This is a genomic window from Acinetobacter sp. CIP 102637 (assembly GCF_000368425.1).
Lineage (GTDB): Bacteria > Pseudomonadota > Gammaproteobacteria > Pseudomonadales > Moraxellaceae > Acinetobacter > Acinetobacter parvus.
Genome location: NZ_KB849435.1, coordinates 205,850 through 232,598, shown reverse-complemented (window position 1 = coordinate 232,598; position 26,749 = coordinate 205,850). Strand labels below are relative to the sequence as shown.

Below are 26,749 nucleotides of genomic sequence, written 5' to 3'. Positions count from 1 at the left end.
ATTTACTCCTGTGTTAGCCTGCGATACCAGTAATTTTCAACTCGGTAAACCATTGACGGTGACCTTGTTGCTTACGGTAGTGTTTACGACGGCGCATTTTGATGATGCGGATTTTGTCGTGACGACCATGGCCAACTACTTCTGCAGTTACTTTTGCGCCAGCTACAACTGGAGCACCGATTTGAATGTTGTCACCGTTTACAACCATTAATACGTCATCAAACGTAATAGTCGCGCCAGTTTCAGCTTTCAATAATTCTACTTTAAGGGTTTCACCCTCAACAACACGGTGCTGTTTACCACCGCTCTGGATTACTGCGTACATAATGTACTCCAACTTGCCCGTGTCGTCGTGCCGATAAAAGGACATATCGATCTTAAGACGAACGCCACTGGGGTTATACAAGGCGATAGATTTTAAGTGAAATTTGATCAAACAACAAGTGATTTTGCACAAATACGCCGCTCAACAAATGAGCTGTAGATTTCATAATAAAATCAAACAGTTTGAGAATACGTTGTTTTTATTGATTCTGATCGGGTTTTGCAATACATTCTAAAAAACCAATTGCGACAATAACAATCTGTGTTCATATAAAGTCACGCATACCTATGGTATAAAGCTTGGGTTTGACTATGTAGAGACCGCTTTTTTGTCTAACGAAAGCCGCAAAATCGCTGCACCGATTTAAATGACTGATTACACAGCCTGTATAGCTGTTCAGCAACAGACATATTGATACACCTAACACTATATTTCACCTGTACGAGGTTCTTCTTCATATGGTTATCGATTTTAAGCAAGACATTCTCTCTCCTGTAGCGACAGATTTTGCTGCGATGGATCATTTGATCAATGAAGGAATCAGCTCCAAGGTTGGCCTGGTCATGTCGGTCAGCAAGCATGTGGTTGAGGCTGGCGGTAAGCGTATGCGCCCAATCATGTGCCTACTCGCAGCCCGTGCATGTGGTGTAGCCAATATGCAGCATGCGCAGCATCTGGCTGCAATCATTGAGATGCTGCATACCGCAACGCTGGTACATGATGATGTTGTGGATGAGTCCAATCTGCGCCGCGGCAGACCCACTGCCAATGCAACCTGGAACAACCAGACCGCCGTTCTGGTCGGTGACTTTCTGATTGCCCGCGCTTTCGATTTACTGGTGGACTTAAACAACATCACTTTACTCAAGGATTTCTCAACAGGAACCTGTGAAATTGCGGAAGGTGAGGTTTTACAGCTTCAGTCCCAACACCAGCCAGAGACCACTGAAGAAACCTATCTAAAAATTATTCATGGTAAAACATCACGCCTGTTTGAACTGGCAACTGAAGGCGCGGCTATCTTGGCGGGTACTGAAGAATACCGTGAGCCACTGCGTCGCTTTGCGGGTCACTTTGGCAATGCCTTTCAGATCATTGACGATATTTTAGACTACACCTCCGATGCGGAAACACTGGGTAAAAATATTGGTGATGATTTAATGGAAGGCAAACCGACTTTACCGTTAATTTCAGCATTGGCCCACTCCACTGGTGATGACCATGCGATTATTCGCCGCAGCATTGCAACAGGCGGTGTGGAACATTTGGATAAAGTGATTGAAATTGTTCATCACTCAGGTGGTCTGGATTACTGTCAAAAACGTGCCCAACAAGAAACGGATGCCGCTTTAGAAGCGCTTAAAGCACTTCCAGATAATGAATATCGCCAGGCACTGATGAATCTAACCTTAATGGCCTTACATCGACTACAATAATTTTTCTGAGTGCCTATGCATTTAAATTTATCTGATTTATTTTTAAAAATGCAGGAACAGCTTGACCATCCTGAAGCTGTTCCTGAAAGTCTTCTTGCCAATGAGCAGATCCTCATTGAACTGGTCAATCGCATACGACCCAAAAAACCGAATGATGCTGAAGAAGTTAAACAGCGAATTCATGCATTAATCAAAATTCTTTTGCTGACTCCCACTTCAGCAACTTTACTCCAGAATTTCCTGCTCAAGCTGATGAGCCAGTATAAACAGATCAGCCTCTATGCCGACAGCGGCATTCTTTCGCTGGATGGTTTCTGGAATCAGCTTGGGCAACGTCTTGGCGCACATTTCCTGCCTTTAGTGGAAGATGCTAACCAGCTTAAAACCCTCGTTGGCAAAGTCTTTCATAAGCAAAGTGATGGAGAATGGCTGGACCTGATCGAAAATCAGGACTGGATTACCCTCTTCAACCTAATTGCTGAAAGCCAAAGCAACACGAATGAAAAACAGGTGTGTAAAACCGACCTGATCAAGGCCATTACTGTGTTGTCCTATCGGATTAGTGGCATTGGTCTGTATCCAGAATTTATTAATGCACAACCCGACATTATTGAATATGAGTCACCTTTTTTGGTTCAGAACCGTGAAATTGTAGAGTTCATTGAAAAGTATAAACAGCAGATACACCAGCAGGATACAGTTGCGGTGCTTGCTCCTCCCGATGCGTCACAGGCCTTTGTGATGCTGGACCAATGCCGTGAGGTTGTGCTCAAGATCCGTCGGGCAACCAAGCGCATCGGGGTCAGTATCAGCCTGACCTATTTATTGTCCTTACTGGAGCAGGCGCTTGACCGTATTGAATTATTGCTTGGTTTGCTTGCCAGTAAAAATGATTTCCACTATATCGCACTGGGACAATTAATTACTGACCTGACCCAGGCCCATTATGATGAAAAAAGTGTTCGTCACCTACTAAATTCAACCAGTGAACTGATTGCCCTGCAAGTCACCGAAAATGCCAGTAAAACAGGTGAGCATTATGTAAGTACCGATAAAAAAGGCTTTTTCGGCATGTATAAGGCGGCGGCAGGTGCAGGCGCAATTATTGCCGTCATGGCCACCTTGAAAATTTTAACGACCCGTCTGGTACTTGCTCCATTTATGCATGCATTTTTATATAGCATGAATTATGGTCTAGGTTTCATGCTGATCCATGTGCTGCATTTTACGGTTGCAACCAAACAACCTGCGATGACGGCCGCAGCACTTGCAGCAACGGTACAGCAGCAGAAAGGCAGTAAAACAGCTCAGATTGCTGAACTGGCGGCCCTGATTATCAATATTATCCGAACTCAATTCATCGCAATACTGGGAAATATTTCAATCGCTATTCCTGTAGCGGCCTTAATTACCTTTTTATGGCAGTACAGTCTTGGGGAACCGTTACTTTCCCCTATTAAGGCAGCCAAGACACTACATGATTTAAATCCATTTACTTCGCTGGCTATCCCGCATGCGGCAATTGCAGGTGTCTGTTTATTCCTTTCAGGCCTGATTGCGGGCTATTTCGATAATCTGGCAGTCTACCGAAAGGTCGGCCCCCGTCTAAAACAGCACCGCCGCCTAAAACGCTGGATGGGACAGGCACGACTGGACAAGTTTGCCAACTATATTGAAACCAATCTCGGGGCTTTGGCAGGTAACTTCCTGTTCGGGATAATGCTGGGAAGTATGGGAACCATCGGTTTTATTTTAGGCCTGCCGCTGGATATCCGTCATATTGCCTTTGCATCCGCCAATTTCATTCAAGGCTTAATGACAGTAAGCGGCGCACCTGACCTTGGTTTAATCATCGTGTCATTTTTGGGCGTTATGTTGATTGGTCTCACCAACCTGTTTGTCAGCTTTACCCTGACGATTATTGTCGCGTTGCGTGCGCGCCGTGTTCGCTTCTCACAGTGGAAACCCTTGGCTAAATTAGTCATCACCCATTTCCTGACCCGACCAAGTGATTTCTTCTGGCCCCCAAAACAACCTGTTGAAGTGGAAGAGCAAGACACGACAGAGCAAAAAATGAGACATTAATCAAATTTTGTTATGTTTTTTTACTGAACCTTAAAAAACATGAAAATGAAATTATCATAAGATTTCAAGACTTGACCAAGAGTGTACTCGCAAGTACACTTTCAAACATTCGACAACCATGAACAATGGTTAAGCAAATAATGAGGTTCGCATGCCGCACCTACTGCTTTGTATTGGTTGCTTTTTTTTAGGACTCGGTGTGTTTGGGCTGGTTTATCTCGACACATCGACTTTAGACCTTTTTAGTGTTCAAGCTTTATTTGAACACCGTTCGTTTGTGCTTAACCAGGTAACCATTCTGCTTTCTCGACTGGGTGGAATGCCATTTTTATTATTTTTAACCACTTTTTTGTGTATTTATCAAACTTGGATTAAAAACTATAAGAATGCAATTTTTATCGCTTTAAGTGTGGGTGGAAGTATTGTGATTGGCTGGCTTCTGAAATGGGGCATTGATCGACCAAGACCCTTGGAACTTTATCACTTGATTCAAAGTTATGGCGCATCTTTCCCAAGTGCCCATAGCCTATATGCTGCGACCCTTGCGAATATGTTCATGTTGCTGTACAGCGCGCATAAATACCGTAACAGCATTATTTTAGTATCTACTTTATGGTTTGTTTTCATGGGGATATCTAGAGTTTATGCTGGGGTTCACTATCCAACCGATGTATTGGCAGGTTGGGGAATCGGGCTGATTTGGACTTCGTTGCTTTGGTTTTGGCTGTATCAAGGCAATTTCAGCAACAATTTGTTTTTAGATAAAAAATCTAAATTGAGGTGGAATAATGATGTCAGCTAAGCTTTGGGCTCCTGCCCTCACTGCTTGCGCGTTGGCAACAAGCATTGCGCTTGTTGGTTGTAGCAAAGACCCTAAAGATGCACAGCAAGCTGCTGCTGCTCAAAAAATGCCACCTCCTGAAGTCGGTGTCATTGTTGCCCAACCGCAAAGTGTAGAACAAAGTGTGGAACTTTCTGGGCGGACCTCCGCCTATCAGGTTTCAGAAGTACGTCCACAAACAGGTGGTGTCATTTTAAAGCGCTTATTTGCTGAAGGCAGTTATGTTCAGGCAGGTCAGGCACTTTATGAAATTGACGCCAAGACCAACCGTGCAAGCGCAGACAGCGCCCGCGCGACCTTATTGCGCCAGCAAGCAAACCTAAATGCATTACGCGTTAAAGAAGGGCGTTATCGTCAGTTGGTTGGCACCAATGCGGTTTCCAAACAGGAATATGATGATATTCATGCCCAGGTCCTGTTGGCTGAAGCCGATGTAGCAGCCTCTCAGGCGGCATTGAAAAATGCTGAGATCACTTTGGGCTATTCTACTGTACGTGCGCCAATCTCAGGCCAGTCCAGCCGTTCTTCGGTAACAGCTGGTGCGTTGGTGACAGCGAATCAGGCTGATCCCTTGGTCACGATTCAACAGCTTAACCCGATCTATGTTGATATTAACCAATCCAGTGCCGAAATGTTGCGCCTACGTCAACAGCTCAGTAAAGGCAGCCTGAACAACAGCAACAACACCCGTGTCAAGATTACGCTTGAAGATGGTTCCGACTATCCTGTTGAAGGCCAGTTGGCTTTCTCTGATGCCAGAGTCAATCCAGACACAGGTACAGTGACCTTGCGTGCAGTGTTCTCAAATCCAAACCACCTGTTGTTACCAGGTATGTATGCAACTGCCAAGATTTCACAGGGCATCATTCCAAATGCCTACCTGATTCCACAGGTGGCTGTGTCACGTCTACCAACAGGACAGGCGATTGCCTTGATTGTAAATGCGAAGAATACGGTTGAAGCGCGCCCAATCACAACGGTTGGTGTGAAAGCTCAGGACTGGATTGTCACCGATGGCTTACAGGCGGGTGACAAGATTGTGGTTGATGGTGTTGCCAAGGTTAAGGAAGGCCAGCAAGTTTCTGTAAAACCTTACCAGCCACAGGCAAAAGCACCACAAGGTCAAAATGCTACACCACCAGCCGCCGCTGAACAACAAAAGCAAGCCGATTCAGCAAAAGCTGAACAAAAAGCTACTTCACAAGCTTAAGGGGTAGATTGCATGGCTCAATTTTTTATCCATCGCCCAATTTTTGCATGGGTGATCGCACTGGTCATTATGTTGGCGGGTATTATCACGCTCACAAAAATGCCAGTTGCACAATATCCGACAATTGCCCCCCCCACGGTAACGATTTCTGCAACTTATCCTGGGGCTTCTGCGCAAACCGTTGAAAATACGGTCACCCAAATCATTGAACAACAAATGAATGGTTTGGATGGTTTACGTTACATTTCATCGAATAGTGCGGGTAATGGTCAAGCATCAATTAACTTGAACTTCGCACAAGGTGTCGATCCAGATATCGCCCAAGTACAAGTTCAAAACAAACTGCAATCAGCAACAGCACTGTTACCTGCTGACGTACAACGTCAAGGTGTAAAAGTGACGAAGTCTGGTGCAAGCTTCTTGCAAGTTATTGCATTTTATTCGCCAGATAACAGCCTTTCTGCTTCTGACATTAAAGATTATGTGAACTCAAATATTTCTGAGCCACTGAGTCGTGTGGCAGGTGTAGGTGAACTCCAAGTATTTGGTGGTTCATATGCAATGCGTATCTGGTTAGATCCAGCAAAGCTGACTAGCTTTAACTTGACGCCAAATGATGTTGCAACTGCTATTCGTGCACAAAACTCGCAAGTTGCGGTGGGTCAGCTCGGTGGTGCGCCATCAACTGCAGGCCAAGTTCTTAACGCAACGGTAAATGCACAAACCATGTTGCAAACCCCTGAACAGTTTAAAAACATCTTCCTGAAAAATACCTCAGGTGGTGCACAAGTTCGTTTGGGTGATGTTGCACGTGTCGAACTCGGTTCAGATAACTATCAATTTGACTCAAAGTTCAACGGTAAGCCTGCAGGCGGTGTCGCAATTAGATTGTCTACAGGTGCTAACGCCCTCGATACTGCTGCTGCTGTGGAAGAACGTCTCAAGCAATTACGTCCTAACTACCCTGAGGGTTTAAAGGATGAATTGGCCTTTGATACCACGCCATTTATTGAACTTTCGATTAAGAGCGTTGTTAAAACCTTAATTGAAGCGATCATTTTGGTCTTTATTGTGATGTTCCTGTTCTTACAGAATTGGCGTGCCACCATTATTCCAACTATGGCCGTGCCTGTGGTGGTACTGGGTACTTTTGCCGTAATCAATATGTTTGGCTTCTCAATCAACACCCTCACCATGTTTGCAATGGTACTGGCCATCGGTCTATTGGTGGATGACGCCATTGTCGTGGTCGAGAACGTTGAACGGGTAATGCAGGAAGAACATCTGGAACCTGTCCCTGCGACCGAAAAGTCGATGAGTCAGATTTCAGGCGCCTTAGTCGGTATTACCAGTGTGTTAACAGCGGTATTCGTACCGATGGCGTTCTTTAGTGGAACCACTGGGGTAATTTATCGTCAATTCTCGATCACGCTGGTTACTGCGATGATCTTGTCATTGATCGTAGCACTTACCTTTACCCCTGCCCTATGTGCAACCTTGTTAAAACAGCACGATCCAAACAAGCAGGAAAGCAACAATATTTTCGCGCGTTTCTTCCGTTGGTTTAACCGTAGCTTTGAAAGACTTTCGGAGAAATACCAAGGCGGTGTCAATCGTATGACCCACCACAAGTTATTCTCTGGGGTACTTTATATTGTTGTGATTGCCGCTTTGGTTGGCATTTATAAAGTTTTGCCATCTTCATTCTTACCAGAAGAAGACCAAGGTGTGGTGATGACACTGGTTCAGTTACCACCGAGCGCGAGCTTGGAACGAACCGACAAAGTCATCGATACCATGACAGGCTATTTCTTGAATAAGGAAAAAGAAAATGTAGAGTCAATCTTTACAGTTGCTGGTTTCTCATTCACAGGGGTGGGTCAAAACGCGGGTCTTGCCTTTATTAAATTAAAAGACTGGAGTGAGCGTACGACACCAGAATCACAAATCGGTGCCATCATTCAACGTGGTATGGCATTGAACATGATTGTGAAAGATGCGTCTTACATCATGCCATTGCAGTTACCCGCAATGCCTGAATTGGGTGTCGCTTCTGGTTTCGATATCCAGTTAAAAGATGCCAGCGGTCAAGGGCATGAAAAACTCATTGCTGCTCGTAATGCGATTTTAGGTATGGCATCACAAGACAAACGTCTTGCGGGTGTACGTCCAAATGGTCAAGAAGATACACCACAGTACCAGATCACCATTGATCAAGCGCAAGCAGGTGCAATGGGTGTCAGTATCGCCGATATTAACAGCACCATGGGCATTGCCTGGGGTGGTTCATACATCAATGACTTCATTGATCGTGGACGCGTGAAAAAAGTCTATGTGCAGGGTGAAGCCAATGCCCGTATGATGCCTGAAGACCTCAACCAGTGGTATGTACGTAACAACAAAGGCGAAATGGTTCCGTTCTCTGCATTTGCAACTGGCAAATGGACCTATGGTTCACCACGTCTTGAACGTTATAACGGTGTATCATCCGTCAACATTCAGGGTACGCCTGCACCGGGTGTCAGCTCTGGTGATGCAATGTTGGCAATGGAAGAAATCATTGGTAAGTTACCTTCTATGGGCTTAACCGGTTTCGACTATGAATGGACAGGTTTATCTTTAGAAGAACGTGATTCTGGTAGCCAAACAGCACCTCTTCTTGTTCTTTCATTATTAATCGTATTCCTGTGTCTTGCTGCACTCTATGAAAGCTGGTCTGTACCTGTTTCGGTATTGCTGGTTGTACCTTTAGGTATCGTCGGTGCATTTGCCTTGACATGGTTAGGTATGCTGATTAAAGGTGATCCAAACTTATCCTTTAACATTTACTTCCAGGTTGCAATTGTTGCCGTAATTGGTCTATCCGCGAAGAATGCAATCCTGATTGTTGAATTCGCAAAAGAATTACAAGAAAAAGGTGAAGAGTTGCTTGAAGCAACCCTGCATGCATCCAAAATGCGTCTACGTCCAATTATCATGACTACACTGGCGTTCGGCTTTGGTGTCTTGCCATTGGCGCTTGCAAGCGGTGCGGGTGCGGGTAGCCAGCACTCAGTCGGTTATGGTGTATTGGGTGGTGTCATTTCCTCAACACTTTTAGGTATCTTCTTCATCCCTGTATTCTTCGTGTGGATTCGTAGTATCTTTAAGTACAAACCTAAAACTTTAAATACTCAGGAGCATTGATCGTGATGCAAACTGTATGGTCTATTTCCAGTCGTGGCATTGCAATCTCTGCACTCGCGTTGTCTTTGGCTGCGTGCCAAAGCATGCGCGGGCCAGAGCCTGTTGTGAACACAGATATTCCTGAAAGCTTTGCCTCTTATGGCAAGGCTTCTGGCGCATCAATCGCGGAACAGGGTTACAAAGACTTTTTTGCTGACCAGCGTTTACTGCAAGTGATTGATATGGCACTTGCCAACAACCGTGACTTGCGTACTGCTGTCCTCAACATTCAAAAAGCACAGCAACAATACCAAATCTCAGAAAACAACAGATTGCCAACCATTGGTGTCGGGGGGGGCGCAACTCGACAGGTATCCCCAAGTTATGATCCAAACAATCCTTATTCTACTTATCAGGTGGGTATACCACAAACAACCTATGAGCTGGATTTCTGGGGGCGTGTTGCCAGCTTAAAAGATGCAGCACTAGATAGCTACCTTGCGACACAGAGTGCGCGTGATGCCACACAAATTAGTTTAATCAGCCAGATCACTCAGGTGTGGTTAAACTACTCGTATGCAAGTGCACAGTTGAAACTTGCAAATCAAACCCTCAAGGCGCAGCAAGACTCGTTTAACCTGAACAAGAAACGTTTCGATGTGGGCATTGATAGTGAGATTCCATTACGTCAGGCGCAAATTTCGGTTGAAACCGCACGTAATGATGTTGCCAACTATAAAACGCAAATCGCACAAGCACAAAACTTGTTAAATTTACTGGTTGGACAAACAGTTCCTCAAAACTTATTGCCACAACAGCAAATTTCTCAAATTACCAAACAAAGTGCTTTAAGTGCTGGTTTGCCAAGTGACCTACTTAATAATCGTCCAGATATCAAAGCGGCTGAATATCAACTCAGTGCCGCAGGTGCAAATATTGGTGCGGCCAAAGCACAACTCTACCCAACAATTAGCCTGACAGGTTCGGCAGGTTATGCTTCAACAGATTTGAGCAACCTGTTTAAGGCAGGCAATGCTGCTTGGTCAATTGGTCCAAATATTAGCTTGCCAATCTTCGATTGGGGTACACGTAAAGCCAACATCAAGATTTCAGAGACCGATCAGAAAATTGCGCTGGCAAACTATGAAAAGTCAGTTCAATCTGCTTTCCGTGAAGTGAATGATGCGCTTGCAACCCGTGCCAACATTGGTGATCGTTTAACCGCGCAACGCCGTTTAGTGGATGCAACCAACACGACCTATAAGCTGTCTAACGCCCGTTTCCGTGCAGGTATTGATAGTTATTTAACCGTGTTGGATGCCCAGCGTTCAGCGTATTCGGCTGAGCAAGGTTTACTGCTGTTACAACAGGCCAACCTGAACAACCAAGTTGAGCTTTACAAAACATTGGGTGGTGGTTTAAAGACCAATACCAGTGATACAGTAACGCCTCAACCCTCTAGTGCTAAAATACATGCTGCACAATAAACCTTAATAAGATGTACTATCTATAGCCATCTCCCGAGATGGCTAGTTTATTTTGAGTCCGACTGAATAATAGTTTAACCCCAAATGATTGGCATATTGTGCCGCTTCGGCACGCGATGAAATTCCCAGTTTACAGGTTATTTCTATCACACCATCAAATAACCATCTCACTTTCAATCAAAATGGCTTGGTATATTCCCAAGCTATATTTATGAGAATTACCTTTTTAAGCTTTTCTCATCCCTCATGTTGATTTATCTTTAATACAGTATTTTTATTCGAGATCAATATGTTACTCAGCAGCTTGGAATCTGTACCTGGTCATGAAATTTTACGTCAGCTTGATGTGGTGTATGGCAGCACTGTCCGCAGTAAGCACGTGGGTCGCGACCTGATGGCGGGTTTAAAAAATATTGTGGGCGGCGAATTGACAGGTTATACCGAACTTCTTGAGGAATCCCGTCAGGAAGCCACACAACGCATGATCGACAAGGCACGCGGTTTAGGTGCCAATGCGATTGTGGGGATTCGCTTTTCCACATCGAATATTGCCCAAGGCGCGTCCGAACTTTTTGTATATGGTACGGCTGTCGTGGTTCAGCCTGTGGCGCCTAAACTTCCTGATCCATTTGGCGCATAGGCAATATAATGGATGGATTAATTTTTCAGATCGTTATTTTTCTGATTCTTTTTTCAGTCGGTTGGGGTTTTGGTCGTCATATTGAACAAAAACATTTACGCGAACTGGATGAGAAAGAAAGGCAATTTGCCCATATCCGCATTGATACCAACCGCTTTGTTGAAACGACTGCAAAAGGTCAATTGGTAAGCAGCAATGTGGTGATCTCACATGACTATTTTAAATATGTGCTTGCCACCATTAAAAACTTCTTTGGTGGCCGTCTCGTCAGCTATGAAAATGTGGTAGAACGGGCACGGCGTGAAGCCATGCTTCGGCTCAAGCAGGAAGCACACAGGATGGGAGCAAACCAGATCATGGGGGTTCGTCTCAGTACCACTGAACTGGGGATGCAAGGTGGCATGGTTGAAGTGTTTGCTTATGGCACGGCTATTTTAAATGAGTAAAAGGGAGCAAAAGCCCCTTTTACTTCACTTTGGTTTTACGAATCATTTTATACAACAGGCTTGGTGACAAACGGGACACCAATACGCCCAGTTGTTCTTTCTTGCCGCCGACAACTACATATTCCTCACCTGCCATCAAAGCCTCAACAACTCGCTGGGCGAATACATCGGCATCGAGGCCATTTTCAATGGCTTCATCCTGATGGCCCTGTGGCTTACCCTCACCATTTAAGGCATTAAAAGAGACATTGGTTTTAACAAAGCCTGGGAAAACCACCGAAACCTCAACCCCATCTTTTGAAACCTCGGCGCGAAGACTGTTTGCCCACATATGAATCGCCGCTTTGGCAGCTGAATAACTGGCGCGATATTGTGTACCCAATAGGCCCGCCACACTGGAGACAAATACCACCCGACCAGACTTTTGTTTGAGGAATGTTGGTAACACAGTCTTGGTAAAGAACACCTGTGAAAAATAATCCACTTCCATGATGGCACGTTCAGTTTGCATGGTGGTGTCCTGAATCAGGGCACGCTGGCTCAGACCTGCATTGTTGATGAGCCAGTCAATTCGCCCTTTGCATGCCAAAACCTGTTCATGCGCATGACGTACCTGGGCTTCATCAGTAATATCAGCGGCAATTGAAACATGACGTTCTGGCTTGAACAAACCGACACGCACAGCTTCCAGTTCATCATAACGGCGTGAAGTCAGCACCACCTGCGCACCCTGCAAGGCACATTCCCTTGCCAGCGCCTTGCCCAAACCAGAAGAAGCCCCTGTAATCCATACCACTTTATTTTCAAGGTTTTTTAGCTTTGCCATATCAATGATCCCCTATGCCTGATGACGCATAAATTTTAAGAAGTAATCCACATAAATGACCGCAACCTGCTGATCCAGTTGAGTGCCTAGTTTTTCCAAACGTTTATAGCCTAGATGTGTGGTCATGTTGATCACGCCATTGAGGGTTTTATCCACCACAAAATTGAACTTTAAACATTTTTTTGGTTCACGAATTAAATGGGTCACACCAACATCTATCACATCAGTCAGCAGTTTCAACGCATTTACCGTTTCATGACGGTCTCCACCAGCAAGCTTATGGCTTGAGCTTTTCACCTGTTGTGCAAGCTGCTGTTCAATTGGATAGGTCATGTAAACCTTTTCATCTTCAAGCTGAATGGTTTTGGAAAGATATTCCACCACAGGAACCAATCGGTCATTGCCAAAAAATGAAACTGACCACGGCATATATTTGCGAATGGCTTCCAGAATTTGCTGAATCACCTTTTCGGATTCGCCTGTTTGGGAATGATGCTGGTTTTCCTGTAGCAGCACCATAAAAACCTGTTCAATCACTTCACAAGCCATTTCTGACAGGACATTCCCCAAAGCATTTGCCTGACTTTCCTTACTGCCCTGTAATAACTGCGCTCGAATATGCGCAAATCTCGCGTATGTATCCGCATGAATATTTAAAAAAACGGCGGTGTTCATTCTAATTACCCTAATTCTTAGATTGCATAAAATAAGGGCTTGTTCAACAAGCCCTTAGTTTTCCATCAAACTGTTTTATATGATTTTTGGCTTTTTACACGCCGAATTTACCATATTCTATTCCGCATCGACATGCATAAATGCCAAAAAATGATTGACCGTGTGTTGCTTCATTAATTTTTAGTTAGGACTTACGCAAAGACGACCAAAGGCGAGCGTAACTGCTCACGCAAATAATCACTGAGTAAACCCTTTTTAACCTGATATAAAGATTGTTTTAACCGTTTAGCCTGTCTGGCTAACTGCAGCCAAACCAGCATACAACAACAAATATGATTCCGCTGAATACGAGCCTTACGACACTGATTAGCTTCAATACCAGTGAGTTGTTTAAGTTCTCGGTAAAACTGCTCAATCTTCCAGCGGATGGCACACACCAATCGTGTGCCATCTGATGAATCCTGAGTGGTGTCATTGGTGACAATCCAGTCCGTGCGGTTTTCATTAACCACTACTCGGAACAGTTGCACTTTGTAATCTTTAGGAAAGGCATGTATTTTAATCAGTTTGCCATTTTGCTCTTGGTCAGTCCAAGTTAATTCGTTGACTGCTTTGTAAGGGTTTACTCCTTTTGAATCGTCAACTTTACAGTTAGATTTTAATGGGCAGTAATAAATCTTTTTTAAGCTGTCTATGTACAACATGATGTCTTTGGTGGCATACCAGGTATCCATGAGCACATATTTGAATTTAATTTGTTTGTGTTCAATACTGTGCTGTAGCATGTCTTTTAGATGGTCAAGTTGGCTTTTGCCATCGGTGGTTTTGTCATAAATACGGTAATCAATGAGCCAGTATTGTTCGGTCTTTGGATTAACATAGATACAGTTAACGATGCAGATGCCTTTAATAATGCGATGGGCGTTGCCACTGTATTGGCGATTAACCAATTCAATTTTGTGACTATGATTTTTATCGAGTATGCTGTCATCAAAGAATTGATGCGGTCATGACTAATTGATTCAGGATGATGTTCTGCGTAGTTGGTAAGGGTGTAGTTGGTTTGGCTTACCAGTAAATATTGATAGTAGTCTAAGCGGGTGATAGCTTTTTTTCTTCATCTCTTTATGTTATGCTACTATATTTTTATCCGCTTTCGCAAAATTTTATGCTTTTTGCGTAAGTCCTATTATATAATATTTTCAATGGTTTATTGTAAGGCAGCTTACATTACATTTACCTATCTACTACATGAATAGACAACAACCGTGCATGGCGCGTGTTACTCTGCAAAACATCAAATGATAACGCCACATAACAGTTCAGTGCCGCTGTATTATTTGGTCAGATAACAGTCAAAAAACAATAACTAGGAGTCATACCCATGCGCGCATTAACCTATCACGGTGCCAAAGATGTTCGAGTCGACAATGTGCCCGACCCAAAATTACAAGCCAAAGATGATATTATCTTAAAAGTCACCGCTACCGCCATTTGTGGCTCGGACTTACATTTATACCGTGGCAAAATCCCTGCGACCGAAGAAGGCGATATTTTTGGTCATGAATTTATGGGGGTTGTCGAAGAAGTGGGCGCTGACGTCACGGCGGTAAAAAAAGGCGATCGTGTGGTGATACCCTTTGTAATTGCCTGTGGTAGCTGCTTTTTTTGTCAAAATGATTTGATGGCAGCCTGTGAGACCACCAATGAAGGTCCTGGCGCGGCGATGAACAAAAAGCTAATTCCGCCACCTTCGGCATTGTTCGGTTTTAGTCATTTATATGGCGGTGTGCCCGGTGGACAAGCAGAATATGTGCGTGTCCCAAAAGCCAATTTTGGTCCTTTTAAAGTCCCAGGTTCATTGCCTGATGAGAAAGTGTTGTTCTTATCGGATATTTTGCCGACTGCTTGGCAAGCGGTGACGAATGCCAATGTCACCAAAGGCTCGACCTTGGCTATCTATGGTGCAGGACCTGTGGGCTTGCTATCAGCCGCCTGTGCCAAAATGTTAGGCGCTGCACAAATATTCATCGTTGACCACAATGACTATCGTCTGCAATACGCACAAGATACGTATGGCGCAATTCCTGTCAATTTTGACAAAGTAGATGCCGCAGAAGCCATTATTGAGCAAACTGCGGGGCATCGTGGTGTCGATGCGGTGATTGATGCCGTTGGTTTTGAATCAAAAGGTAGCATAGTTGAAACAGTATTAACGACGCTCAAGCTTGAAGGCTCAAGTGGTGCGGCATTACGTCAGTGTATAGCAGCGGTACGCCGTGGAGGTACAGTCAGTATTCCTGGGGTGTATGCAGGTCCGATTCATGGTTTCTTAATGGGTGATGCGTTTGACAAAGGATTAACCTTTAAAATGGGTCAAACTCATGTACATAAATACTTGCCACAACTGCTTGAACATATTGAAAATGGGGATTTATCGCCTGAAGCGATTATTACCCATCGTATGAATCTATCTGATGCGGCAAAAGGTTATGAAATTTTTGAAAAACGTGAAGAAGAGTGTCGAAAAGTGATTTTGACGCCGTAATTTTACCTCGTCATGGATAGATTTGGAATGATAAAAATATAAGATGAGTGTGAGTCACCTTCATACCCTGATTAATCATTCAGTCACTAGCCCCTCACAACTTTTAGCTAATAATTTAGCCAAAGTTGTGCAAGGGGTTTCTGGCTTGTTGCTACTGTTAGATATTGATGGGACACTGAGTGAATTTCACCCCGATCCCCAGCAAAGTTTTATCAGCAATGATAATTTAGCAATTTTAGCGCAGTTACAAAATCATATACCCATTTGGCTAGTAACAGGGCGTTCAGTTGCCGACGCTAGACGTTTGACAGCGCCGTTAAAACTGCCGGTGATTGGTAGTCACGGTTTGCAATGCGATACTCTAATAAATAGCTATTCTTTGGTGGACATCGATTTAGCGCAGCTACAACAAATTATTCAAAGCGTCATTAACGCTACTGGTAATCATCCAAACTGGCGCATTGAGCAAAAACCTTTTGGTGTGGCACTGCATTTTCGTGAGCATCCCGAACTTGCCGATAAAGCTTTAACTATCATGCAAGCTATTGGGCATGATTTTAATGATTGGCAACTTAAAGCGGGCAAATATGTTTATGAGCTATTGCCTCAAGGTGTCGATAAAGGCAGTGCCATTAACCATGTTTTAAAACACTATCATCCTCATTGCCATCCGATATTTATCGGCGATGATGTGACCGATGAAGCAGGATTTATTGCCGTACAAAGTTATAGTGATACATCAAATAAGAAAGGTAGTGATATCATAGGAATTGGTGTCAAAGTCGGTTGTGAACCCACCCATGCTCATTATTATGTGAGCGACGTCTCAGCGGTTACCGCGTTACTTCGAGGATTATTGACCCTATGTCAAAGTTGATTGTGTTATCGAATCGGGTTAATTTACCTAATAAACAGTCACCTAAAGCTGTGGCAGGGGGGTTGGCAGTAGCGCTTCAAGAAGCCCTTGCCAAAGATGGCGGTATTTGGGTCGGTTGGAGCGGTCAAGTAGTGACAAATATCAGCGATATGCCCGATACCGTCAACCAATTTGCGACTGAGCAGCATGACAAAGTCACCTATGTCACGACGGCTTTTTCACCCATGCAATATGAAAAATATTACTGCGGTTACGCCAATAATCGACTTTGGGCGGGGATGCATGACCGCACGGATTTGATTGTATCAAGTAGTGAAGATTTTAGCGTTTATCAAGCTGTCAATCTTATGTTTGCCAAACAGCTACAGCAAATCGCGCAGCCTGACGATATGATTTGGATACAAGATTATCATTTTTTGGCGGTAGCAAGGCATTGCCGTGACTTAGGCATGAAACAGCGCATTGGCTTTTTTTTACATATTCCGTTTCCTAAGTTATTCGTTTGGGATTTTTTGACTTATGGTCAAACGTTAATCCAGCAATTACTCGATTATGATGTGGTTGGATTACAAACCCAACAAGACGCTCAAAATTGTGTCGCAGTGATTGAGCAGTTACTCCCCCACGCCATCCAGATTACCCAAACAAATGGGCGTACATTGATTACCCATGGCAATCATACCACCTTAATACAAGCCTATCCGATTGGTATCAATCCTGTCCATATTCGCCATCTTGCCAGTCAACCGCTCTCAGACCAATCTGTATTAAAAAATCTCACTTCAACCATCACCACGATTTTAGCGGTGGAACGACTGGATTACACCAAAGGTATTCCCGAACGCTTACAAGCTTTTGCCGCCTTTTTGCAGCGTTATCCACAATATCTTGAACAAATTCAGCTCTATCAAATTGCTTGCCCATCCCGTCTCGATATTGAGACTTATCAACAGTTACGACAACAAGTGCATACCCTAGTTGAGCAAATTAATAGCCAATTTGCTACTGCCAGTTGGCAACCGATTATCTATCAAGAAGACCCTGTCAGTCATGACAATTTAATGCCGTTATTTAGGCAATGCCAAATTTGTTGGGTTAATTCGCTAAAAGACGGCATGAATTTGGTGGCAAAAGAATACATTGCCGCACAGGATGAACAAAACGCAGGGATTTTGATTTTGTCTAAAAATGCGGGGGCAGCGCACCAACTTCAGCAAGCTATATTGGTCGACCCAAATAGCAACGACAGCATGATAGAGGGCTTATACCAAGCATTGACCATCACCAAACGACAACGGGAACAACGTCACCAATCGCTACTAAAGACCATCTATGAGACCGATATTCACACGTGGCTAGCGAATTTTTTGGCAGATTTAACCGACATGGATAAACCAAATAACCCAATGTAACAGACAATAAAACAGACAATGAAATAGACAACAAAACAGCCAATGAGAAATTCACAATGACACCAGTGTTGGATCATGCTTTACCTACCGACTATCACCAATCGGACTTGAATAAATTAATCACCGCTATTTTGCAAGACTTTCGTAGAACGGTTGATACATCACCTAAACTAAGCGATGCTGCTTATGTCACACAACTAAAGCAAACTTTGTCACAGTTGGTGCTTTTGTCGGCCCAAATTGCCTTGCCTGCTGACGGTCATACTTTACAGCGCTGGCAAGTATTGGCACAGGTTGCCGCTTGTGACTTGAACCTGGTCAAATTTTTTGAGTCGCATCTTGATGCATTGGCGATTCTGGCAGAATTGGGCGTGGACGATATCGCCGAAGGCCTATGGGCAGTATGGGCAGCAGAAGGCGGTGATGAGCCAGTGCGTTTTGATGGCGAAACATGCACGGGACAAAAACTGTGGTGTTCGGGTGCGACCTTTGTCGATCATGGCTTGGTTAGTTTCCGAGATGCCCATAATAACGCCCAATTGCTGATGTTAGCCATGAAGCAGCCGCAAGTGACCATTGATGACAGCGGTTGGTATGCGGTAGGTATGCCCTACACGGCGACAGCCACGCTCCATCTAAAAGGCGCTAACGCCACCCAAGTCATATCAAATGCGATTGCCAAAGGTAGCAGCCCTTATCTCGACCGCCCAGGATTTTGGCATGGTGCAGCAGGGGTAGCGGCTTGTTGGTATGGCGCGGCAGCCCAGTTGGCACAGTTTTTATTGGACAGCTATCAGCAAAAACCCCAAGCCTTTAAAGCACTTTATCTTGGCGAAGTGTCGCAAGCACTCAGTGTCACCCAAGCATACTTTCATCAGGTTGCGCAATTAATCGACAGTGAGCCTAGCCAAAGTCATGCACTCCCTATCCGTATCTTAAGAGCGCAAGTGGAGACCACCGCCATGCTAGTGCTTGAAAAAGTGGGTAAAGCCTTGGGCGCAACGCCTTTTTGCAAAAACGCCCATTTTGCACGGCTGTCGGCAGATTTATCGGTATTTATCCGTCAAACCCATGGCGCATTTGACAGTGAAGCGATTGGCAAATTGACTGCCCAACAGCAAGGCGATTCACAAGGGGCATTATGGCAACTGTAAGTTCCCAGCACGCCCCACTGCATCCGATTGTGGGTGACCGTTTAATTGCAGGCAACGGCACATCTGCACAAGACTGGCAAGCCTGGCAAGGGTTAGAGAGTCTCACCCGACTGGATATACCAACCCATTTTTCCACCCATCGGCGCGTGTGTTTTTTTGCGCCGCACCCAGATGATGAGATTTTGGGCTGTGGTGGGCTGCTGCAAGCGTTGGTGTCTCAAGGTAATCAAATATTGATTGTTAGTGTTACCCAAGGCGAAAAAAGCCACCCTAACTCACCGCTGTATCCGACCGACAAACTGGCAAAAATCCGAGCACTTGAAAGCCAGCTTGCGCTTGAAACGCTGGGTAGCAGTTTGGATTTGCCCAATGTGTCGATGATAAGCTTGAATTTTCCTGATGGCGAAGTTTTTGGGCGACAAGCGGATTTTTTTGACAAATTAACATCACTGATTCAGCCCGATGATATTTTAATTACCCCATTTGCGTACGATGGTCATCCCGACCATGAAAGTACTGGGCAAGTGGTACAGCGTTTTGCCCATGAGTTTAAAAGTCGCTTAAATTTGACCTGCTATCAAGTGCTGATTTGGGCATGGCATTGGGCAAAGCCTGGCGATAGCCGTATTCCCTGGCACAAGGCATGGCGATTTGATTTAAGCGAATTGCAGACGCAGCGAAAAAGTTATGCCATGCGCTGTTTTAGCAGCCAAATCTATGCTGACCCAACAACGGGAACAGCGCCAATTTTGTCAGATACCACGTTAACTAGGCTTAGCCAACCATTTGAGGTATATCTTCATGACTGATGTGTCAGCGTATTTTGCCCAAATTTATGCCGATAGTAGCGACCCTTGGCAATATGAAAAACGCTGGTATGAAGTGCGAAAACGCGCGATTTGCCTGTCATTGTTGCCCTACCCACATTTTGCCAAGGCGATTGAACTAGGCTGTAGCAATGGCGTATTTAGTGAGCAGTTAGCCCAGCGCTGCGATGATTTGCGGTGTATGGATGGGCAACTTGAGGCAGTCAGACTTGCCAGTGAGCGTCTGCAAACCCAGGCGCATGTGCAGGTTATGCAAGGCTTGATACCGCAGGATTTGCCGAGTGAGCGATTTGATTTGATTGTGGTCAGTGAGATTTTATACTACTTGGCACCTGACTCGCTGACCGAAGTCATCGCTTGGCTCAACAGCGCATTGACAGACAATGGCGTGATTTTAGCCTGTCATTGGCGCTATCCGATTGACGGGTTTCAACTGACAGGCGAAACAGTCCACAACAGTTTGCAACAACAGTTACTCTACCCTCAGCAAAGCCATGTTATTGACCAAGATTTTTTGTTGACCATTTGGCAAGCCAATCACCAAAGCCTTGCCGAGCAAGAAAACCTAGTGGAATAATTAAGGAAAATATCATGTCAAATACTCCAGTCTCACAGCGGCTGCCCAAAAAAATCGGCATAGTCATCCCTGCTCATAATGAAGCCGATAGCATCAGCGCTTGTTTGGATGCCATCAAACAGGCGATTGCTCAGCTATCAAGCGACATAGCGGTACAAACGGTGGTCGTGCTAGATAGCTGTGATGATGATACCTTATCAAAAGTACAAAACGCCCACGTAGACTGGCTGTGCTGTGAGTTTCGCTGTGTGGGTAAAGTCAGGGATTTGGGCGTGCGCTACTTGATTGAGCAAGGGGCTGATTGGATTGCTTGCACCGATGCCGATAGTATGGTTGAAGCTGATTGGTTAGTTGCACAAATCAAACACCTAAAAGCCGAACCCACAGCTATGATATGTGGCGTGGTGAGCATTGATTGTTGGGATGCATTGTCAGAGAGTACCAAACAGCAATACCTCGCCCATTATCAAGATTGTATGAATCATCGCCATATTCATGGGGCAAATTTGAGCTTTGCCAGTCAAGATTATCTGGCGGTGGGTGGTTTTGATGAATTAACCTGCCACGAAGATGTGGGTTTGGTGAAAAAATTTGAGCAAGCCAATTTACCCATTATTTGGAGTAATTTGGTACGCGTGGTGACTAGCAGTCGCCTTGATGCCCGTGCGGATGAAGGGTTTGCCCATTTTTTAAGGAGCTTAGAGAATCAGCCTTCGGCTTAAATGAGAACCAGCCTTTGGCTTAAATAAAGCTACAAAAATCGGGCGCAATAGCATTCACTTACAAAACTATTGTGATATCCCTTGCTATCTGCCGATATTACTATATACTGGACAACAGCTAGAAAGTAGTCAGAAGTTTCAATCGCATTACATTAAGTCTATTCTAAGTTCGTTTTCATTACGCTTGTGTCCTAGATTTTAAGTCAATCGTGTATCAAAACTGCCGCAATTCTTTCATACTAAATAGAATCGTGTTGTGGCTTAGTTCCAGCTTTAGAATCAGATGACCACTTTTAAAATCTATCTAATCAAGGACAATCCTATGTCAAATACTGTAAACGGCACCGTAAAATGGTTTAACGAATCAAAAGGCTCTTTTAGATGGTCAAGTTTGCTTTTGCCATCGGTGATTTTGTCATAAATACGGTAATCAATGAGCCAGTATTGTTCGGTCTTTGGATTGACATAGATACAGTTAACGATACAGATGCCTTTAATAATGCGATGGGCGTTGCCACTGTATTGGCGATTAACCAATTCGATTTTGTGACTATGATTTTTATCGAGTAGGCTGTCATCAAAGATAAGATAGCCATCGTCGTCTAATACGATGTCGTCTTTGACTTTTTCCCATACGAGCTTGGGTTTTAGTTTGTCATGACGTAGGTATCGATTGATGCGGTCATGACTAATTGATTCAGGATGATGTTCTGCGTAGTTGGTAAGGGTGTCATTGGTTTGGCTTACCAGTAAATATTGACAGTCGTCTAAGCGGGTGATAGCTTTTTTTCTTTATCTCTTTATGTTATGCTACTATATTTTTATCCGCTTTCGCAAAATTTTATGCTTTTTGCGTAAGTCCTATTAGTAAAATTGAATAACTCATCTGAACCATCCTCTGATTCATATTTTAGTAGTTTTATGTTGTTATTTTATCCGTTCACATTTTTATTTACGTGATCCAATACACATAAATCCAACTTTTTCCCACTAAAAAAACCAACGCATTTCATCGGCTTTTTTAGATGAAAATCTTGGCGGTTTTTTTGCTACAATAGATCCAATTTTTTATTCAATTTTAATCTTCTGTACTATGACTGACGCTCAATCTGCTCAAAATATTGCAACCACTTACGATCCAACCGAGATCGAAAAGAAATGGTATCAAATCTGGGAACAACAGGGTTACTTCAAACCATCAGGTCAGGGTGAATCATTCTGTATCATGATTCCACCGCCAAACGTGACAGGTAGCCTGCATATGGGGCATGGCTTTAACAATGCCATTATGGATGCCTTGACTCGCTATAACCGTATGATGGGTAAAAACACCTTATGGCAACCAGGCACAGACCATGCGGGGATTGCAACGCAGATGGTGGTCGAGCGTCAACTCGGTTTGCAAGGTGTAACCCGTCATGACTTGGGCCGTGACAAGTTCATCGACAAAGTTTGGGAATGGAAAGAACAATCTGGCGGAACGATTACCAAGCAAATCCGCCGTTTAGGTTCATCTGTGGACTGGTCTCGTGAACGCTTTACCATGGATGATGGTCTATCCAATGCCGTAAAGGAAGTGTTTGTGCGTTTGCACGAAGATGGCTTGATCTATCGTGGCAAGCGTTTGGTGAACTGGGACCCTAAACTGCAAACTGCCCTTTCTGACCTTGAAGTTGAAAGCAAGGAAGAAAAAGGCTCATTGTGGCACTTTAAGTATTTCTTTGAAGATAAATCACTGAAAACCAAAGATGGTAATGACTATCTTGTGGTGGCAACCACACGTCCAGAAACTTTATTAGGCGATACAGCAGTTGCGGTACATCCTGAAGATGAACGTTATGCACACCTGATTGGTAAAAACATTATTCTCCCAATTACAGGTCGCTTAGTACCTGTGGTGGCTGATGAATATGTCGAAAAAGATTTCGGTACTGGCTGCGTGAAAATCACCCCAGCGCATGACTTTAATGACTATGAAGTCGGTAAACGCTGTAACTTAGCCATCATCAACATCTTCAACAAAAATGCCGAAGTGCTGGCTGAGTTTGAATATATCGCCAAAGCGGGTGAGCAAATTTCTCAACTGTTGCCTGCCCCTGCGGACTATATTGGTTTAGAGCGTTTTGCTGCCCGTAAAAAGTTGGTTGAACAAGCGGAAACTGAAGGCTGGTTAGATCAAATCCAACCTTATGACTTGAAAGCGCCACGTGGCGACCGTTCAGGTGTGATTGTTGAACCATTATTGACCGATCAATGGTATGTCAAAATTGCGCCACTTGCTGAACCTGCAATCGAAGCAGTTCAGGATGGTCGTATTAAGTTTGTGCCTGAGCAATATACCAATATGTATATGTCATGGATGCGTGACATTCAGGACTGGTGTATTTCGCGTCAACTGTGGTGGGGCCACCGTATTCCTGCCTGGTATGATGCAGAAGGAAACATATACGTGGGACGCAATGAAGAAGACGTTCGTAGCAAAAACAACATCGCTGCTGATGTAGAACTTAAACAAGACGAAGACGTTTTGGACACATGGTTCTCATCTGCGCTTTGGACGTTCTCAACTTTAGGTTGGACTGGCGATGCACAGAAAGATGCAGCCAATGACTTCCTTAAAACGTTCCACCCGACTGATGTGTTGGTGACAGGTTTTGACATCATCTTCTTCTGGGTTGCCCGTATGATCATGATGACCATGCACTTCATGAAAAATGAAGATGGTTCATCACAAGTTCCATTCAAGACGGTTTACGTTCATGGCTTGGTCCGTGATGGTGAAGGTCAGAAGATGTCGAAGTCCAAGGGCAACGTACTTGATCCGTTAGACTTGATTGACGGTATTGATCTTGAAAGCCTGGTTGCGAAACGTACCACTGGCTTAATGAATCCGAAAGACGCAGCGAAGATTGAGAAATCAACCCGTAAAGAATTTCCAGACGGCATCAATGCCTACGGTACAGATGCAGTTCGTTTTACGTTCTGTGCGCTTGCCAATACGGGTCGTGACATCAAGTTCGATCTAAAACGCGTTGAAGGCTACCGTAACTTCTGTAACAAGATCTGGAACGCAACCCGTTTTGTTCTAATGAATGTTGAGGGGCAAACCGTTGGTCAGGAAGCGCGTCCTGATTTATGGGAACTTCCTGAACAATGGATCATCAGCCGTTTACAGAAAGCAGAAGCTGCGGTGCATCAAGCATTTGCCACCTACCGTTTAGACCTTGCGGCGCAAGCGATCTATGACTTTATCTGGAATGAATACTGCGACTGGTATGTCGAACTGACCAAGCCTGTGCTTAACGATGCCAATGTGTCAGAAGAACGTAAGGCAGAAGTTCGCCGTGTGTTACTTGCAGTAATGGAAGCTTCTTTACGTTTGGCACATCCACTCATGCCATACTTGACTGAAGAAATCTGGCAAACCCTTGCACCAATGTTGGGCAAAGGTGGCGCAACCATCATGACCGCACAATATCCTGTGCCTGATCAAGCGAAGATCAATGATCAAGCTGAAGCAGATATGCAGTGGTTACAAGGCCTGATTGGTGCGGTACGTAACATTCGTGGTGAAATGGGCTTGGGTAATGCGCGTTTATTGCCTGTATTGCTGCAAAACATTTCTGATACTGAACGTGAGCAAATCACCCGTATTGAAGCATTATTTAAGGCATTGGCTAAAGTTGAAAGCATTACATTCTTGGTTGACGGCGAACAACCGCCATTATCTTCTTCTTCTGTTGTGGGTCATGTTTCTGTATTTGTTCCAATGAAGGGTTTAATTGACCCGAAAGCTGAATTAGGTCGTTTGCAGAAAGACCTGGATAAGGTTCAAAAGCAACATGATCAAATCGCAACTAAACTTTCTAACGAAAGTTTTGTCGCTAAAGCACCAGCAGCCGTTGTTGATGGTGAAAAAGTCAAATTGGCTGAGTTCGCTGACCAATTAGCGAAGATTAAAGCGAATATGGAGCAAATTGCAAGTTTATAATTATGACTAGCGTATTGAATAAAATATATTCAATACGCTAAACAGAGGTGGTCCCACTTGTTTGAACAACTAAAAGCTTATTTACAGGCTCAAACCACTTTAAAAATTAAATGACCAGCCGAATGCTCTATTTTTAAGTAAGTTTTTTAAACAATCAAAATCCTTATAACTATTTAAACACTGTTCATCTTGTAATAGCTTTCTTCGAATTTCCCTCAAATCATATTGGTACTTCTTAGCCAAATCAGCAGGTTTAAAAGTGTGTTTATAAAAACCTGAGCTTTTCCAATCAAATGAGTAAATAATGTGATCTAACTCCATTTGCAATTGCTCAATTTGATCTTCTAGCAATAGATTATAAGATTTCAAATGTTCATTTGCGATTTTAACTGCTTGTTTTTGATCACCTTGTTCTGTATAAGCACGTAACTTTAATAGCGTAAGTAAATCTTTTTCTTCAAGTGCAGTATTTGCTTGCTGCAAGAGCTCGGTTTTGTCTATACGTTTTTGCTCATCCCGTTCACGATCAGGATGGATCACAGAGGCAATTTTTAAATAAATGCTTTTTAATGACTGCCCTGCCATTTTTTTTGCATCTTCAAGTTGCATTTGCTTCTTTAAAATTTTCTTTTTTTCTTTTTCTGCAAACTTTTGATATGCTTCACGTTCATGATCATTCAGTTGATTTTGAATGAAATCAGCTTCCTCTCGATCAAATTTTTCTTTTACTTTTTGCATAAACTCTTCAAGATTTTCGAGATCAAAATCAAAGTCAATCCAGTCCTCAGACACACCCAATTGATCTGCAAGAATTTCTTTCATCACTTGTTTTTCCATCATTTCATCAACATCATGCTCTGAATGAAAATCATCCTCTGTATCATCTACTTGTGATGTAGGCAAATGATCATGGTCTTCTAAAATTTTATAAAATTGAGCAATGACGATGGTCAATTTATGTTGTTCTTCAGACAGATTGGGATTATTTAAAAGTTGACTCACTAAAATTGAGATTTTTTGATCTAAACGCTCTAAATGGGTTTTAGCAAATTTATGCGATTGTTTATATTGCCAAAGTACCTCTAGTTGACTAAATAAAACTTGGTGCCATTGAGCATATAATGGCAAGAGTTCAACACTTGCATCCTGCTGTACTTTTTGTTGTGCTTGTTGCCACTCAACCAAAGAGAGTTGTAATTTCTCAATTTTTTGAATCTGACGATTAAACTTTTTTTGTTGTGGAGATAAATTTTCAGTTTCTTGATACAAACTTAAATCTAAAATGCTCATGACTTTATTTCAATACAAATGCGATTTGACTCAATATTTTAACAGAAAGCATGCCTACGACCATTTGTTTTAAAAGTAAAATTCTTATCTCATAAAACCCCATGCCCCAACAACATCTCCCCGCCACTCAGCTTTTTCATATACTTTAAACGTTCTTTTTTCCCACTTCAACTGCGGCTTTAAATCAGTACAATCGGCATCTTATACTTACTAGA

The 26,749-nt window shown here is 43.6% G+C and carries 21 protein-coding genes and 2 pseudogenes; 17 read left to right on the top strand and 6 right to left on the bottom strand.

Annotated elements, in window-relative coordinates; all coding sequences use genetic code 11:
- Nucleotides 1–13 precede the first annotated feature (13 nt).
- Nucleotides 14–325 (bottom strand): 50S ribosomal protein L21, encoded by a 312-nt coding sequence (gene rplU, locus F967_RS04255; protein ID WP_004652230.1) that lies wholly within the window; start codon nt 323–325, stop codon nt 14–16.
- 458 nt (nt 326–783) lie between these two features.
- Between rplU and sdsA the strand changes: the two genes are divergently transcribed.
- From sdsA to F967_RS04215, 8 genes are all read left to right on the top strand, one after another.
- On the top strand, nt 784–1,761 hold the full coding sequence (sdsA, locus tag F967_RS04250; RefSeq protein WP_004681534.1) for an All-trans-nonaprenyl-diphosphate synthase: 978 nt from the start codon (nt 784–786) through the stop codon (nt 1,759–1,761).
- A gap of 15 nt (nt 1,762–1,776) precedes the next feature.
- Complete coding sequence (locus tag F967_RS04245; RefSeq protein ID WP_004755949.1) at nt 1,777–3,846, top strand: site-specific recombinase; 2,070 nt, start codon at nt 1,777–1,779, stop codon at nt 3,844–3,846.
- Between the two features lie 151 nt (nt 3,847–3,997).
- Entirely contained in the window at nt 3,998–4,648 is a 651-nt protein-coding gene (locus F967_RS04240) for a phosphatase PAP2 family protein (protein ID WP_004674969.1), read from the top strand.
- Nucleotides 4,635–5,897 (top strand): efflux RND transporter periplasmic adaptor subunit, encoded by a 1,263-nt coding sequence (locus F967_RS04235; protein WP_004674970.1) that lies wholly within the window; start codon nt 4,635–4,637, stop codon nt 5,895–5,897. Before F967_RS04240 ends, F967_RS04235 begins: the two co-directional genes overlap by 14 nt.
- Nucleotides 5,898–5,909: 12 nt before the next feature.
- A complete protein-coding gene (locus F967_RS04230; RefSeq protein ID WP_004674971.1) occupies nt 5,910–9,083 on the top strand; it encodes an efflux RND transporter permease subunit in 3,174 nt (1,057 codons plus the stop codon).
- A gap of 5 nt (nt 9,084–9,088) precedes the next feature.
- The gene (gene adeK, locus F967_RS04225; protein ID WP_004798404.1) at nt 9,089–10,549 is read left to right on the top strand and encodes a multidrug efflux RND transporter AdeIJK outer membrane channel subunit AdeK; all 1,461 of its coding nucleotides are present in this window, start codon (nt 9,089–9,091) and stop codon (nt 10,547–10,549) included.
- A 289-nt stretch (nt 10,550–10,838) separates the two neighbouring features.
- On the top strand, nt 10,839–11,189 hold the full coding sequence (locus tag F967_RS04220) for a YbjQ family protein (protein ID WP_004674976.1): 351 nt from the start codon (nt 10,839–10,841) through the stop codon (nt 11,187–11,189).
- An 8-nt stretch (nt 11,190–11,197) separates the two neighbouring features.
- Nucleotides 11,198–11,635 (top strand): YbjQ family protein, encoded by a 438-nt coding sequence (locus tag F967_RS04215; RefSeq protein WP_004798401.1) that lies wholly within the window; start codon nt 11,198–11,200, stop codon nt 11,633–11,635.
- Nucleotides 11,636–11,654: 19 nt separating this feature from the next.
- Here F967_RS04215 and F967_RS04210 read toward each other — a convergent pair whose 3' ends face one another.
- The 3 genes and pseudogenes from F967_RS04210 to F967_RS04200 form a co-directional block, all read right to left on the bottom strand.
- Complete coding sequence (locus F967_RS04210) at nt 11,655–12,461, bottom strand: SDR family NAD(P)-dependent oxidoreductase (RefSeq protein WP_004760932.1); 807 nt, start codon at nt 12,459–12,461, stop codon at nt 11,655–11,657.
- A gap of 12 nt (nt 12,462–12,473) precedes the next feature.
- Nucleotides 12,474–13,136: a hypothetical protein gene (locus F967_RS04205; protein WP_004674981.1), complete on the bottom strand. Its 663-nt coding sequence runs from the start codon at nt 13,134–13,136 to the stop codon at nt 12,474–12,476.
- 191 nt (nt 13,137–13,327) lie between these two features.
- Nucleotides 13,328–14,241: pseudogene (locus F967_RS04200) on the bottom strand (transposase).
- A gap of 279 nt (nt 14,242–14,520) precedes the next feature.
- Here F967_RS04200 and F967_RS04195 point away from each other — a divergent pair.
- The 9 genes from F967_RS04195 to F967_RS04155 all read left to right on the top strand — a co-directional run bounded on the left by F967_RS04195 (nt 14,521) and on the right by F967_RS04155 (nt 25,244).
- Entirely contained in the window at nt 14,521–15,684 is a 1,164-nt protein-coding gene (locus tag F967_RS04195; RefSeq protein ID WP_004798397.1) for a zinc-dependent alcohol dehydrogenase, read from the top strand.
- A 43-nt stretch (nt 15,685–15,727) separates the two neighbouring features.
- Complete coding sequence (otsB, locus tag F967_RS04190) at nt 15,728–16,561, top strand: trehalose-phosphatase (protein WP_004798395.1); 834 nt, start codon at nt 15,728–15,730, stop codon at nt 16,559–16,561.
- Nucleotides 16,549–17,973, top strand: coding sequence for an alpha,alpha-trehalose-phosphate synthase (UDP-forming) (locus F967_RS04185; protein ID WP_004798393.1), 1,425 nt, complete (start codon nt 16,549–16,551; stop codon nt 17,971–17,973). Before otsB ends, F967_RS04185 begins: the two co-directional genes overlap by 13 nt.
- Nucleotides 17,974–18,029: 56 nt before the next feature.
- Entirely contained in the window at nt 18,030–19,127 is a 1,098-nt protein-coding gene (locus F967_RS04180; protein WP_004798391.1) for a hypothetical protein, read from the top strand.
- A complete protein-coding gene (locus F967_RS04175) occupies nt 19,115–19,936 on the top strand; it encodes a PIG-L deacetylase family protein (protein WP_004798389.1) in 822 nt (273 codons plus the stop codon). Before F967_RS04180 ends, F967_RS04175 begins: the two co-directional genes overlap by 13 nt.
- On the top strand, nt 19,929–20,531 hold the full coding sequence (locus F967_RS04170; protein WP_004798387.1) for a class I SAM-dependent DNA methyltransferase: 603 nt from the start codon (nt 19,929–19,931) through the stop codon (nt 20,529–20,531). The genes F967_RS04175 and F967_RS04170 overlap by 8 nt, the downstream gene beginning before the upstream one ends.
- Nucleotides 20,532–20,545: 14 nt before the next feature.
- A complete protein-coding gene (locus F967_RS04165; protein WP_004798385.1) occupies nt 20,546–21,253 on the top strand; it encodes a glycosyltransferase family 2 protein in 708 nt (235 codons plus the stop codon).
- A gap of 381 nt (nt 21,254–21,634) precedes the next feature.
- The gene (locus tag F967_RS04160; protein WP_004798384.1) at nt 21,635–21,823 is read left to right on the top strand and encodes a hypothetical protein; all 189 of its coding nucleotides are present in this window, start codon (nt 21,635–21,637) and stop codon (nt 21,821–21,823) included.
- Nucleotides 21,824–22,346: 523 nt separating this feature from the next.
- Nucleotides 22,347–25,244, top strand: a complete 2,898-nt coding sequence (locus F967_RS04155) for a valine--tRNA ligase (RefSeq protein ID WP_004798382.1) — start codon at nt 22,347–22,349, stop codon at nt 25,242–25,244.
- Nucleotides 25,245–25,343: 99 nt separating this feature from the next.
- Here the strand turns inward: F967_RS04155 and F967_RS04150 are convergent, their stop codons facing one another.
- On the bottom strand, nt 25,344–26,534 hold the full coding sequence (locus F967_RS04150) for a hypothetical protein (protein ID WP_004681545.1): 1,191 nt from the start codon (nt 26,532–26,534) through the stop codon (nt 25,344–25,346).
- Between the two features lie 89 nt (nt 26,535–26,623).
- Nucleotides 26,624–26,735 (bottom strand): annotated as a pseudogene (locus F967_RS14665) (molecular chaperone DnaJ); the annotation flags it as partial.
- Between the last annotated feature and the right edge of the window lie 14 nt (nt 26,736–26,749).